The organism is Streptomyces sp. NPDC088817, from assembly GCF_044750345.1.
Taxonomy (GTDB): domain Bacteria; phylum Actinomycetota; class Actinomycetes; order Streptomycetales; family Streptomycetaceae; genus Streptomyces.
Map to the genome: position 1 here is coordinate 35,722 of NZ_JBIVJN010000013.1, position 12,483 is coordinate 48,204.

Annotated in this window: 10 protein-coding genes; 2 read left to right on the forward strand and 8 right to left on the reverse strand. The window is 69.8% G+C overall.

Annotated elements, in window-relative coordinates; all coding sequences use genetic code 11:
• Positions 1–85: 85 nt before the first annotated feature.
• Entirely contained in the window at positions 86–1,420 is a 1,335-nt protein-coding gene (gene gabT / locus ACIP4X_RS23335) for a 4-aminobutyrate--2-oxoglutarate transaminase (RefSeq protein WP_358734626.1), read from the forward strand.
• Between the two features lie 531 nt (positions 1,421–1,951).
• Positions 1,952–2,551, forward strand: a complete 600-nt coding sequence (locus ACIP4X_RS23340) for a phosphatase PAP2 family protein (protein ID WP_358734774.1) — start codon at positions 1,952–1,954, stop codon at positions 2,549–2,551.
• Here the strand turns inward: ACIP4X_RS23340 and ACIP4X_RS23345 are convergent.
• The 8 genes from ACIP4X_RS23345 to ACIP4X_RS23380 all read right to left on the reverse strand — a co-directional run bounded on the left by ACIP4X_RS23345 (position 2,475) and on the right by ACIP4X_RS23380 (position 12,335).
• On the reverse strand, positions 2,475–2,930 hold the full coding sequence (locus ACIP4X_RS23345; protein ID WP_358734628.1) for a hypothetical protein: 456 nt from the start codon (positions 2,928–2,930) through the stop codon (positions 2,475–2,477). The genes ACIP4X_RS23340 and ACIP4X_RS23345 overlap by 77 nt on opposite strands.
• A 117-nt stretch (positions 2,931–3,047) precedes the next feature.
• Entirely contained in the window at positions 3,048–4,907 is a 1,860-nt protein-coding gene (locus tag ACIP4X_RS23350) for a chitinase (RefSeq protein ID WP_401350393.1), read from the reverse strand.
• A gap of 214 nt (positions 4,908–5,121) precedes the next feature.
• Complete coding sequence (locus ACIP4X_RS23355) at positions 5,122–6,549, reverse strand: FAD-dependent oxidoreductase (RefSeq protein WP_358734632.1); 1,428 nt, start codon at positions 6,547–6,549, stop codon at positions 5,122–5,124.
• 50 nt (positions 6,550–6,599) lie between these two features.
• On the reverse strand, positions 6,600–7,400 hold the full coding sequence (locus ACIP4X_RS23360) for an ABC transporter permease (protein WP_358734634.1): 801 nt from the start codon (positions 7,398–7,400) through the stop codon (positions 6,600–6,602).
• Entirely contained in the window at positions 7,401–8,324 is a 924-nt protein-coding gene (locus ACIP4X_RS23365; RefSeq protein WP_358734636.1) for an ABC transporter permease, read from the reverse strand. It abuts the gene before it with no gap.
• Complete coding sequence (locus ACIP4X_RS23370; RefSeq protein WP_358734638.1) at positions 8,324–9,496, reverse strand: ABC transporter ATP-binding protein; 1,173 nt, start codon at positions 9,494–9,496, stop codon at positions 8,324–8,326. The genes ACIP4X_RS23365 and ACIP4X_RS23370 overlap by 1 nt, the downstream gene beginning before the upstream one ends.
• Before the next feature lie 5 nt (positions 9,497–9,501).
• Positions 9,502–10,749, reverse strand: coding sequence for a spermidine/putrescine ABC transporter substrate-binding protein (locus ACIP4X_RS23375; RefSeq protein ID WP_358734640.1), 1,248 nt, complete (start codon positions 10,747–10,749; stop codon positions 9,502–9,504).
• A gap of 50 nt (positions 10,750–10,799) precedes the next feature.
• A complete protein-coding gene (locus ACIP4X_RS23380; RefSeq protein WP_358734642.1) occupies positions 10,800–12,335 on the reverse strand; it encodes a gamma-aminobutyraldehyde dehydrogenase in 1,536 nt (511 codons plus the stop codon).
• Positions 12,336–12,483: the final 148 nt, after the last annotated feature.

Genomic DNA, 12,483 nt, shown 5'->3' on the forward strand with positions numbered 1-12,483 from the left:
ACTCCTCGCCGTCCTAACCTGCGAGAAAAGAAGGAAAAGCGTCCGAAAAACGCCGCCGTACGCAAGATCTCATCAGGGAGCCCCCATGACCGCACTTGAGCAGGAGCGCCGCGTCGTCACCGCCATCCCCGGCCCGAAGTCGCAGGAGCTGCAGGCCCGCCGGACCGCAGTGGTCGCGCAGGGCGTCGGCTCCACGCTGCCGGTCTTCGTCACGCGTGCCGGCGGCGGCATCATCGAGGACGTCGACGGCAACCGCCTCATCGACTTCGGCTCCGGCATCGCGGTGACCTCGGTCGGCGCCTCCGCCGAGGCCGTCGTACGCCGCGCCTCCGCGCAGCTCGCCGACTTCACCCACACGTGTTTCATGGTCACGCCGTACGAGGGCTACGTGGCCGTCGCCGAGGCGCTGGCCGAGCTCACGCCGGGTGACCACGCCAAGAAGTCCGCGCTGTTCAACTCGGGCGCCGAGGCCGTCGAGAACGCCGTCAAGATCGCCCGCGCCTACACCAAGCGCCAGGCCGTCGTCGTCTTCGACCACGGCTACCACGGCCGCACCAACCTCACCATGGCGCTGACGGCGAAGAACATGCCGTACAAGCACGGCTTCGGCCCCTTCGCGCCCGAGGTCTACCGGGTGCCGGTGGCCTACGGCTACCGCTGGCCGACCGGCCCGGAGAACGCGGGCCCCGAGGCCGCCAAGCAGGCCATCGACCAGATCAGCAAGCAGGTCGGCGCGGACAACGTGGCCGCGATCATCATCGAGCCGGTGCTCGGCGAGGGCGGCTTCATCGAGCCGGCCAAGGGCTTCCTGCCCGCGATCCGCGAGTTCGCCGCCGACAACGGCATCGTCTTCGTCGCCGACGAGATCCAGGCCGGCTTCTGCCGCACCGGCCAGTGGTTCGCCTGCGAGGACGAGGGCATCGTCCCGGACCTGATCACCACCGCCAAGGGCATCGCCGGCGGTCTGCCGCTGGCCGCCGTCACCGGCCGCGCCGAGATCATGGACGCCGCGCACGCGGGCGGCCTCGGCGGCACCTACGGCGGCAACCCGGTGGCCTGCGCGGGTGCGCTCGGCGCGATCGAGACCATGAAGGAGCTCGACCTCAACGCCAGGGCGAAGCGGATCGAGGAGGTCATGAAGGCCCGCCTCACCGCCATGCAGGACAAGTTCGACATCATCGGCGACGTCCGCGGCCGCGGCGCGATGATCGCGATCGAGCTGGTCAAGGACCGTGACACCAAGGAGCCGAACCCGGAGGCGACGGCGGCGCTCACCAAGGCCTGCCACGCCGAGGGCCTGCTGGTGCTGAGCTGCGGCACCTACGGCAACGTGCTGCGCTTCCTGCCTCCGCTCGTCATCGACGAGTCCCTGCTGAACGAGGGCCTCGACATCATCGAGCAGGCGTTCGCGCGCATCTGATCGACGGATCCGCACACCTGACGCAGCCGGCGGCAGAGGGTGTGAAGAAGGTGTGCGAGGTGGATGGCGGGACACCGTTCCCGCTGTCCCCCGCCCACCGGCTGCCGTAAGTTCTTCCCGGATGAGAGATACACCCGTCCACAGGGGACTGTGGGCGGACTCAGGCCGAGGCCTCCCCAGCTTCGACCTGGTCGTGCCTCGCGCACACACCCGGAACCCACGGGTTCCGGTTCTCCTCAATGATCGGACAGTCGCCCGCCCCAAACCCCCCGGGGCGCGCGGCCTTCCGGTCCCCGACGGTCGCAGAACCGTCCTCGAAGGGCCGGCGCACATCCCCCCCTTGCGCCGGCCCTTCGGTGTGTCCGGCACCGGCCGGACCGGCGCGGGACCGACCGGATCGGCGCGGGACCGACCGGCCCGGGCCCCGGGTCCGGACTCCCCCGCCCCGCCTGCGAAGCTGTGCCCGTGGTGTTCGCGGTCCTCCTCCTCACCGTCCCGGCCGTCCTGTTCGCGCTGATCACCTGGCAGGTGATGGCGGGCGGCCCGCTGCTGGACGCGGACCGGGAGGCCGGTCACGCCCTGCTGCACCCGGACCGCCTCTCCCAGCTGCTCGCCGATCTGGGGCAGGTGCAGATCGCGGTACCCGTGCTCCTGGCCGTCCTGATCCACGCGGCCTGGCGGGGCCGCGCCGCCGGCGTGGCGCGCTGGTGGCTCACGCCCCTCGAGGCAGCCGTGCCGATGGCTCTGCTCCCGGCGCTCGTCGTGCCGTTGAAGGCCTGGACGGCCCGCCCCGGTACCTCGGTCATGCCCCCGGGCACCGGTTACTTCCCGTCGGGGCACGCGGCCACCGCCGCCGTCGCCTACGGCGCCGCGGCGCTCGTGCTGCTGATCCGGCTGCGTACGGCCGCCGCCCGCCGGACCGTGGTCGCACTGTGCGCCGCGCTCGTGTCCGGCACCTCCTTCGGGCTCGTGCGGCGGGGCTACCACTGGCCACTGGACGTCGTGGCCAGTTGGTGCCTTGCGGCCGTGCTGCTCTCCGCGCTGTGGCTGCTGATCAGTGGCCCTCCTCTTCGAGGGCGACGGCCGCGGCCGCCTCGTGCATCGCCAGCTCCAGCAGCGCCGGATCGGTGAGGGTGCCCGAGCCGTCCGGTGTGACCAGCCAGCGCAGCCTGCCGGTGACGCGTCCCGGGTACGGCACGACGATCCAGGTGCCGAGCCCGGCGCCGCGGACACCGGTGCCGAGCCAGCGGGCCGCGGTGCCCGGCGGCACGAAGAACCCCATGCGCTCGTCCTCGAAGTCGGCCAGCACCGGCCCGGGCCGGTCCAGGACGCGGGTCAGGACGTCCAGCGTCGGGTAGCCGAGCACCCCGGGCAGGATCAGGACGTCCCAGGCCTTGCCCGCGGGCAGCAGGGCGACCCCCCGGGGGTTGCGTTCCCACTCCCAGCGGCAGGCCTCCGGGTCCGGCGCGACCGATGCCAGCCAGGCGACCTCCGTCTTCGCCCCAGTCATGAGAAGACCTCCCTCAACTCTCGTGGACGCGGGCCGCGTCCACGAGGAAGAGAGGGAGGTCTCCCATCAGCCATTACGCGGATTACCGTCCCCCGTTGGAGTGAACCGGCTCACGGGTCAGCGGCCGCGGCCGAAATAGGCGTCGAAGGTGTTCTTGAACTGCCAGTTCCCGAACCGGTCCCAGTTGACCGACCACGTCATCAGGCCGCGCAGAGCCGGCCAGGTGCCGTGGGTGCTGTACGAGCCGCAGTTCGTCTTCCTGGTCAGGCAGTCCAGGGCCTTGGTGACCTCGGCCGGGGCGACGTAGCCGTTGCCCGCGTTGACGGACGCCGGCATGCCGATGGCCACCTGGTCGGGGCGCAGCGGCGGGAAGACGTTCGACGCGTCACCGGCCACCGGGAAGCCGGTCAGCAGCATGTCGGTCATGGCGATGTGGAAGTCCGCGCCGCCCATGGAGTGATACTGGCCGTCGAGACCCATGATCGGTCCCGAGTTGTAGTCCTGGACGTGGAGCAGGGTCAGGGCGTCGCGCAGGGCGTGGATGACCGGGAGGTAGGCGCCGCACCTCGGATCCTGGCCGCCCCACTTGCCCGTGCCGTAGTACTGGTGGCCCATCTGCACGAAGAAGGTCTCCGGGGCCATGGTCAGGACGAACTTGGCGCCGTACTTCGCCTTCAGGGTCTTCAGGGCCGAGATCAGGTTGACGACCACGGGGGTGGTCGGGTTCCTGAAGTCCGTGTCGTTCGCGTCGAGGGACAGGGAGTGGCCCTCGAAGTCGATGTCGAGACCGTCGAGACCGTAGGTGTCGATGATCTTCGAGACGGACGAGACGAACGTGTCCCTGGCCGCCGTCGTGGTCAGCTGCACCTGGCCGTTCTGACCGCCGATGGAGATCAGGACCTTCTTGCCGGCCGCCTGCTTGGCCTTGATGGCCGCCTTGAACTCGGCGTCGCTCTCGACGTTCGGGCACTCGGTGACCGGGCAGCGGTTGAAGCGGATGTCGCCGGAGGTGACCGAGGTCGGCTCGCCGAAGGCCAGGTCGATGACGTCCCAGCCGTCGGGGACGTCGGCCATGCGGGTGTAGCCGGATCCGTTGGCGAAGCTCGCGTGCAGATAGCCGACCAGGGCGTGCGCCGGCAGGTCGGACGTGCCGCCGCCCGGGCCGCCCTGGTCCGCGGCCGTCTTCGCCGTCACCGTCGCCGACTTCGCGGACTCGCCCGCGGAGTTCACCGCCGCGACCTGGAAGCCGTACGAGGTCGAGGGCGTCAGGCCGGTGACCGTGGCGGACGTGCCGGTGACCGTCTGGGCCTTCGCGCCGTCGCGGTAGACCGCGTAGCCGGTGGCGTCGGCGACCGGGGACCAGGACAGGGCCACGCTGGTCGAGGTGATGGTGCCGGTCTTCAGACCGGTCGGCGCGGCGGGCGGCTGCTGGCCGGTGGATCCGCCCGGTCCGACGAGCGAGAGGTCGTCGGCGTAGTAGGCGCCCGTGCCGTACCAGCCGTGGGTGTAGACCGTGACCTTGGTGGTCTGCGCACCGGTGCGGAAGGTGGTGGTGAGCTGCTGCCAGCCGGGGGCGGACTGGGTCCAGGTGGAGACGTCGGTGGTGCCGGTGCCGCTCGCGCCCAGGTAGACGTAGGAGCCGCGGACGTAACCGGTCAGTGTGTACTGGGAGTTCGGCTGGACCGGCACCGTCTGCGCGCACTGGGCGTTGTCGCTGCCGGCCGGGGTCGCCTGGAGCGCGGAACTGCCGCTGCGGACCGGTGACTTCACCGTCGTTCCGGAGGATCCTGAGCAGGTCCAGCCGTCGAGGCCGGCCTCGAAGCCGCCGTTGCGCAGGACGTCCGCGTCGGCCGCTCGCGCGGTCGTCGCGAGCGCGGTGACGCCGGGCAGGGCGAGGAGGCCGGCCGTCAGCGCGGCGAGCAGCTGGCGCTTGGCCGGGCCTGCCGGACCGGCCGGTCTCAGTATGTCGCGATCCACAACTGCCTCCGGAAATGGGGGGATTGGGGAGGGTGGAGCGCGCCCAATTTGGTCCAGACCAATTCGGTTGTCAAGACCTGTGGCACCGGCGGGCATGAGAAGACCTCCCTCTCCCGTGGACGCATGGGCGCGTCGTGAGGGAAAGGGAGGTCTCGTCCCAGGCATCGGGCGCGGGGCTCAGGCCGCAGAGGCCTCAAGCCCCGGGCCCCAGGTCTCAGCTGTCGAAGCCCAGCCCCAGGCGGTCCATCGTCCGCAGCCACAGGTTGCGCCGGCCCTCGTGCTCGTCGGCGCGGGCCAGTGACCACTTGGTGAGCGCGATGCCGGTCCAGGCGAACGGCTCGGGCGGGAACGGCATCGGCTTCCTGCGGACCATCTCCAGCTCGGTGCGCTCGGTCCGCTGCCCGGCGAGCAGGTCGAGCATCACCTCGGCGCCGAAGCGGGTCGCGCCCACGCCGAGGCCCGTGTAGCCGGCCGCGTAGGCGACCTTCCCCTGGTGGGCGGTGCCGAAGAACGCGGAGAAGCGCGAGCAGGTGTCGATCGCCCCGCCCCAGGCATGGGTGAAGCGGACGCCTTCGAGCTGCGGGAAGCAGGTGAAGAAGTGCCCGGCCAGCTTGGCGTAGGTCTCGGGGCGGTCGTCGTACTCCGCGCGCACCCGGCCGCCGTACGGGTAGATCGCGTCGTAGCCGCCCCACAGGATGCGGTTGTCGGCCGACAGCCGGAAGTAGTGGAACTGGTTCGCCTCGTCCCCGAGGCCCTGCCGGTTCTTCCAGCCGATCGACGCCATCTGCTCGGCGCTGAGCGGCTCGGTCATCAGGGCGTAGTCGTAGACCGGGACGGTGTACGAGCGCACCCGCTTGACCAGGCTGGGGAAGACGTTGGTGCCGAGCGCGACCCGGCGGGCCCTGATCCGGCCGTAGGGGGTGCGTACGGACATCCCGGCGCCGTACGGCCTCAGGGTCAGGGCGGGGGTGCGCTCGTAGACACGCACGCCGAGGCGCACGCACGCCTGCTTGAGGCCCCAGGCGAGCTTGGCCGGGTGGACCATGGCCACACCCCGGCGGTCCCACAGGCCGGCCTCGAAGGCCGGTGAGGCGACCTGCTCGCGCACCGCGTCACGGTCGAGGAACTCGTGTCCCTCGGCCAGGCCCTGCTCCCGCATCTCCGCGTACCAGTCCCGCAGTTCCCTGGCCTGGTACGGCTCGGTGGCGACGTCGAGTTCGCCGGTGCGCTCGAACTCGCAGTCGATGGAGTGCCGGGCGACCGTCTCCTCGATGGCGTCGAGGTTGCGGGCGCCCAGTTCCTCCAGCTTGTGGATCTCATCCGGCCAGCGGGCCAGGCCGTTGGCCAGTCCGTGCGTGAGGGAGGCGGCGCAGAAGCCGCCGTTGCGGCCGGAGGCGGCCCAGCCCACCTCGCGGCCCTCCACCAGCACCACGTCCGTGTCGGGGTCGCGCTCCTTGGCGATCAGCGCGGTCCACAGTCCGCTGTAACCACCCCCGACCACCAGCAGGTCGCAGGTCTCGGCACCGGTCAGCGCCGGCTCCGGGCGGGGCCTGCCGGGGTCGTCCAGCCAGTACGGGACGGGCTGGGCCTCGGAGAGGGATGTGGTCCAGTCGTTCTCACGGCTCATGGCGCCACGGGCCATGATTTCAACTCCCTACAGAGTCAATTTCGTTGGTGCGGTGGGACGGGGTGTCATGCCTTCTGCCTGGCCCGGCGGTTGCCGATGGCCATGGAGACCAGGACGAACAGCACGGCGATGACGAACATGGCCGTACCGATGACGTTGATCTGGACGGGGGTGCCGCGCTGCGCCGAACCCCAGACGAACATCGGGAAGGTCACGGTCGAGCCCGCGTTGAAGTTCGTGATGATGAAGTCGTCGAACGACAACGCGAAGGCGAGCATCGCGCCCGCGGCGATACCGGGGGCCGCGATCGGCAGGGTGACCCGCAGGAACGTCTGCACCGGTCCGGCGTACAGGTCCTGCGCGGCCTGCTCCAGCCTCGGGTCCATCGACATCACGCGCGCCTTGACGGCGACGACGACGAAGCTGAGGCAGAACATGATGTGCGAGATCAGGATGGTCCAGAAGCCGAGCTGCGCGCCCATGTTGAGGAACAGGGTGAGCAGCGAGGCCGCCATGACCACCTCGGGCATCGCCATCGGCAGGAAGATCAGCGAGCTCACGGTGCCCCGCGCGCGGAAGCGGTAGCGGACCAGCGCGAAGGCGATCATCGTGCCGAGGACGGTGGCGCCGATCGTGGCCCAGACGGCGATCTGGAGGCTGATCGACAGTGATCCGCACATGTCGGCGACACCGCACGGGTCCTTCCAGGCGTCCATGGAGAACGCCTGCCACTGGTAGTTGAAGCGGCCCTTCGGCTTGTTGAAGGAGAAGACCGTGACGATGACGTTCGGCAGGAGCAGGTATCCGAGCGTCAGCAGTCCGGCGATGACGACGAGGTGGCGCTTGAGCCAGTTGACGAAGGCCATTTAAACCAGATCCTCCGTGCCGGACTTGCGGATGTAGATGGTGATCATCGCGAGGATCGCGGCCATGAGGATGAAGGAGAGGGCCGCGGCCGTCGGATAGTCCAGGATCCTCAGGAACTGCGTCTGGATGACGTTGCCGACCATGCGGGTGTCGGTGGAGCCGAGCAGGTCCGCGTTGACGTAGTCGCCGGCCGCCGGGATGAAGGTCAGCAGCGTGCCGGAGACCACGCCCGGCATCGACAGCGGGAAGGTGACCTTGCGGAAGGTGGTGAACGGCCTGGCGTACAGGTCGCCCGCCGCCTCGTGCAGCCGCGAGTCGATGCGCTCCAGCGAGGTGTACAGCGGCAGGATCATGAACGGCAGGAAGTTGTACGTCAGACCGCACACCACCGCCATCGGGGTGGCGAGCACCCGGTCGCCCGCGGTCCAGCCGAGCCAGTTGGTCACGTCCAGGAGGTGCAGCGTGTTGAGGGCGCCCACGACCGGGCCGCCGTCGGCGAGGATCGTCTTCCAGGCCAGGGTCCGGATCAGGAAGCTGGTGAAGAACGGCGCGATCACCAGGATCATGATCAGGTTGCGCCAGCGGCCCGCGCGGAAGGCGATGAGATACGCCAGCGGGTAGCCGAGCAGCAGGCACAGGATCGTCGCGGAGGCCGCGTACAGGACCGAGCGGACGAACTGCGGCCAGTACTCGGACAGCGCGTCCCAGTAGGTCGCGAAGTGCCAGGTGACCTCGTAGCCGTGCTCAAGGGAGCCGGTCTGCACGGACGTGGACGCCTGGTAGATCATCGGCAGCGCGAAGAAGACGACCAGCCACAGGATGCCGGGCAGCAACAGCCAGTACGGCGTGAAGCGGCCCCGCCTGCGCGGCGGTCTCGTCTGCTGGGCGGCGGGCGGCGAGGGCGCCTCGGTGACGGCGGCCATCAGGCTGCGTCCTCCTCGACACTCTCGACGCCCGCGTCGCCCGTTGTCCCAGCAAGCAGGGACTGCGCCGCGTCCAGACCGAAGGTGTGGGCCGGGTTCCAGTGCAGGACGACCTCGGCGCCGGGCACCAGGCGGGCGTCGCGGTCGATGTTCTGGGCGTAGACCTCGAAGCCGGGGCAGACGGGGCTGTCGATCACGTACTGCGTGGAGACGCCGATGAAGCTCGACTCGGAGATCCGGCCCGTGATGCGGTTGCGGCCGTCGGGTATCTCGCCCGCGTCGTCGGCGTGGGTCAGCGAGATCTTCTCCGGGCGGACACCCACGAGCACCTTGCCGCCGGTCGCCGCCGGGGCGGAACATCGCGCCTGCGGCAGGAACAGCTTGCCGCCGCCCGCCTTCAGGACGACGTCGTCGCCGCTGCTGGAGTCGACCTCGGCCTCGATCAGGTTGGAGGTGCCGAGGAAGTTCGCGACGAACGTGGTCTGCGGGTTCTCGTAGAGGTCGGCGGGCGAACCGAGCTGCTCCACCCGTCCGCCGTTCATCACGGCGACCGTGTCGGCCATGGTCATGGCCTCCTCCTGGTCGTGCGTGACATGGATGAAGGTGATGCCCACCTCGGTCTGGATGCGCTTGAGCTCCAGCTGCATCTGGCGGCGCAGCTTGAGGTCGAGGGCGCCGAGCGGCTCGTCGAGCAGCAGGACCTTGGGGTGGTTGATCAGCGCGCGGGCCACGGCGACGCGCTGCTGCTGGCCGCCGGAGAGCTGGTGCGGCTTCTTGCGCGCCTGCTCGCCGAGCTGCACCAGGTCGAGCATCTCCTCGACCTGCTTCTTCACCGACTTGATGCCGCGCCGGCGCAGACCGAAGGCGACGTTCTCGAAGATGTCGAGGTGCGGGAAGAGGGCGTAGGACTGGAAGACCGTGTTCACCGGGCGCTTGTAGGGCGGCAGGTGCGTCACGTCCTGGTCGCCGAGGTGCACGGTGCCGGAGGAAGGTTCCTCCAGACCGGCGATCATGCGCAGGGTGGTGGTCTTGCCGCAGCCGGAGGCACCGAGCAGGGCGAAGAACGACCCCTGCGGCACGGTCAGGTCCAGCGGGTGCACGGCGGTGAAGGCGCCGTAGCGCTTGCCGATCCCGGAGAGGCGGACGTCGCCGCTGTTGTCTTTCGTCGTCATTCTCGTCACGCCCCTGTGAGCTTCGCGAACTTCGCTTCGTAGGCCGCCTCTTCCTTGTCGCTCAGGGCGCGGAAGGAGTGGGCCTTGGCCACCATGTCCTTGGTGGGGATGATCAGCGGGTTCTCCGCCGCCGCCTTGTCGATCTTGGCCAGTTCCTCCTTCGCCCCGTCGACGGGGCTCATGAAGGCGACGTAGGCGGAGAGCTGGGCGGCCTGCCGCGGCTGGAAGTAGAAGTCGATCAGCCGTTCGGCGTTGGCCTTGTGACGGGCCTTGTTGGGAATCATCAGGTTGTCGGTGGAGGTGAGCCAGCCGGCGTCCGGGATGACGTAGTCGACGTCGGCGCTGTCCTCCTGGAGCTGGACGATGTCCCCGCCCCAGGCGACGCAGGCGGCGATGTCGCCCTTGGTCAGGTCGGAGGTGTAGTCGTTGCCGGTGAAGCGCCGGATCTGCCCCTTGTCGACGGCCTTCTGCAGACGGGCGATCGCCGCGTCGTAGTCGTCGTCGGTGAACTTCGCCGGGTCCTTGCCCATGTCGAGCAGGGTCATGCCCATGCTGTCCCGCATCTCGGACAGGAACGAGACCCGGCCCTTGAGCTTGGGGTTGTCCAGCAGGTCGGAGACCGACTTGACCTCGATGCCGTCGAGCGCCTTCTTGTTGTAGGCGATGACGGTCGACACACCCTGCCACGCGTAGGAGTAGGCGCGCCCCGGGTCCCAGTCCGGACTGCGGTACTGCTCGGACAGGTTGGCGAAGGCGTGCGGCAGGTTCGCCGCGTCCAGCTTCTGCACCCAGCCCAGGCGGATCAGCCGCGCGGCCAGCCAGTCGGTGACGACGATGAGGTCGCGGCCGGTGTCCTGGCCGGCGGCGAGCTGCGGCTTGACCTTCCCGAAGAACTCGTTGTTGTCGTTGATGTCCTCGGTGTAATTGACCTTGATGCCGGTCTGCCGGGTGAACTCGTCGAGCGTGGGGTGCTGCTTGCCGCTCTTGTCCACGTCGATGTACACGGGCCAGTTGGAGAAGTTCACGACCTTCTCCTTGGCCGAGTGGTCCTCGGCGGAGGTGCCGCCCTGTGCCTGGCCGGCCGGGGGGATCCCGCAGGCGCTCAGCGCCCCGAGTCCCCCGACCGCGAGCGCGCCGCCCGCTGAGGCGCGCAGCAGCGAACGGCGGCTGAAAGCGGCCCTGCCGTTGCGGAAGCTGCGCCGCACGGCGGCCAGCTGGGCCGGAGTGAGGCGGTCGGGCTCGTACTGCTCCATGCGCGTGGTGCCCTTTCGGGAAGGTGGCCTGGTTCGAGGCCTGGTCGTTGCTATCGGTCCCCGAAGATCGTGCGGTGCCAGTCCTTGCGGGCCACCGCCGTGTTGTCGAACATGACGTGCTTGATCTGCGTGTATTCCTCGAACGAGTACGAGGACATGTCCTTGCCGAAGCCGGACTGCTTATAACCGCCGTGCGGCATCTCGCTGATGATCGGAATGTGGTCGTTGACCCATACGCACCCCGCCTTGATCTCCCGCGTCGCGCGGTTGGCCCGGTAGACGTCCCGGCTCCACGCCGAGGCCGCCAGACCGTACGGAGTGTCGTTGGCCAGACGGATCCCCTCATCATCACTGTCGAACGGCAGTACGACCAGTACCGGACCGAAGATCTCCGACTGGACGATCTCGCTGTCCTGGGCCGCGTCCGCGACGAGAGTGGGGCGATAGTACGCGCCGTCCTTCAGCGCGCCCTGGGGAGCCTCACCGCCGGTGACCACGCGCGCGTAGGCACGCGCCCGGTCGACGAAACCGGCGACGCGGTCGCGCTGGACGTGCGAGATCAGCGGGCCGAGGTCGGTGCCGGAGGCGAACGGGTCGCCCAGCCGGACGGTCTCCATCAGGGCGGCCGTCCGCGCGACGAACTCCTCGTACAGGGGACGCTGCACGTACGCGCGCGTGGCGGCGGTGCAGTCCTGCCCGGTGTTGATGAGCGCGCCCGCGACCGCTCCGTTGACGGCGGCCTCCAGGTCGGCGTCGTCGAAGACCAGGAAGGGCGCCTTGCCGCCGAGCTCCAGGTGCAGGCGCTTGACGGTCGCCGTGGCGATCTCGGCGACCCGCTTGCCGACGGCGGTGGAGCCGGTGAAGGACGTCATGGCCACGTCCGGGTGGCCGATCAGGTGCTCGCCCGCCACCCTGCCGGTGCCGGTGACGATGTTGATCACGCCGTCCGGGATGCCCGCGTCGGTGGCGGCCTGGGCGAACAGCAGCGAGGTCAGCGGGGTCAGCTCGGCGGGCTTGAGCACGATGGTGTTGCCCGCGGCGACGGCCGGGAGGATCTTCCAGGCAGCCATCTGGAGCGGGTAGTTCCAGGGCGCGATGGAGCCGACGACGCCGATGGGCTCGCGGCGCACGTAGGACGTGTGGTCGCCGGAGAACTCGCCGGCCGCCTGGCCCTGGAGGTGCCGGGCGGCGCCCGCGAAGAAGGCGGCGTTGTCGATCGTGCCCGGCACGTCGAACTCGCGGGTCAGCTTCAGCGGCTTGCCGCACTGGAGGGACTCGGCGCGGGCGAAGTCCTCCGCCCGGTCGGCGAGCACGGCCGCGAAGCGGTGCAGCGCGTCCGAGCGGTCGCCGGGCGTGGCGCCCGCCCAGCCCGGGAACGCCTCGCGCGCGGCGGCCACCGCGGCGTCGACGTCCTCGGGTCCTGCCAGCTCGTAGGTGAAGACCTCGTCGCCGGTGGCAGGGTCGACGACCGCGTGGCTGCTGCCCGAGGTGCCCTTGGTCAGCCGGCCGGAGATGTACTGCGCGCCGGCCGCGAAGCGGTCCTGCGCCGGGAATCGTTCCGGGGTTGCGGTGCCCGGGTTGTGCATGTCGCTCTCCTCCGCCGTCGCTCCTCGGTCGCCGAGGGCGGGTGGCGTAGCTCCAGCTCGATTTGAGTGCCGATCCTGACAGAGGCCAGGGACCGCAACAAGGGATTCCGTTGTTGCCTTTTGGTTACGCGACGGAATCTGTCGACCA

Excerpts from the sequence above, each read along its gene's own strand:
- gabT (WP_358734626.1), top strand. The coding sequence starts at position 86 with ATGACCGCACTTGAGCAGGAGCGCCGCGTCGTCACCGCCATCCCCGGC.
- ACIP4X_RS23340 (WP_358734774.1), top strand. The coding sequence starts at position 1,952 with ATGGCGGGCGGCCCGCTGCTGGACGCGGACCGGGAGGCCGGTCACGCC.
- ACIP4X_RS23345 (WP_358734628.1), bottom strand. The coding sequence starts at position 2,930 with ATGACTGGGGCGAAGACGGAGGTCGCCTGGCTGGCATCGGTCGCGCCG.
- ACIP4X_RS23355 (WP_358734632.1), bottom strand. The coding sequence starts at position 6,549 with ATGGCCCGTGGCGCCATGAGCCGTGAGAACGACTGGACCACATCCCTC.
- ACIP4X_RS23360 (WP_358734634.1), bottom strand. The coding sequence starts at position 7,400 with ATGGCCTTCGTCAACTGGCTCAAGCGCCACCTCGTCGTCATCGCCGGA.
- ACIP4X_RS23365 (WP_358734636.1), bottom strand. The coding sequence starts at position 8,324 with ATGGCCGCCGTCACCGAGGCGCCCTCGCCGCCCGCCGCCCAGCAGACG.
- ACIP4X_RS23370 (WP_358734638.1), bottom strand. The coding sequence starts at position 9,496 with ATGACGACGAAAGACAACAGCGGCGACGTCCGCCTCTCCGGGATCGGC.
- ACIP4X_RS23375 (WP_358734640.1), bottom strand. The coding sequence starts at position 10,749 with ATGGAGCAGTACGAGCCCGACCGCCTCACTCCGGCCCAGCTGGCCGCC.
- ACIP4X_RS23380 (WP_358734642.1), bottom strand. The coding sequence starts at position 12,335 with ATGCACAACCCGGGCACCGCAACCCCGGAACGATTCCCGGCGCAGGAC.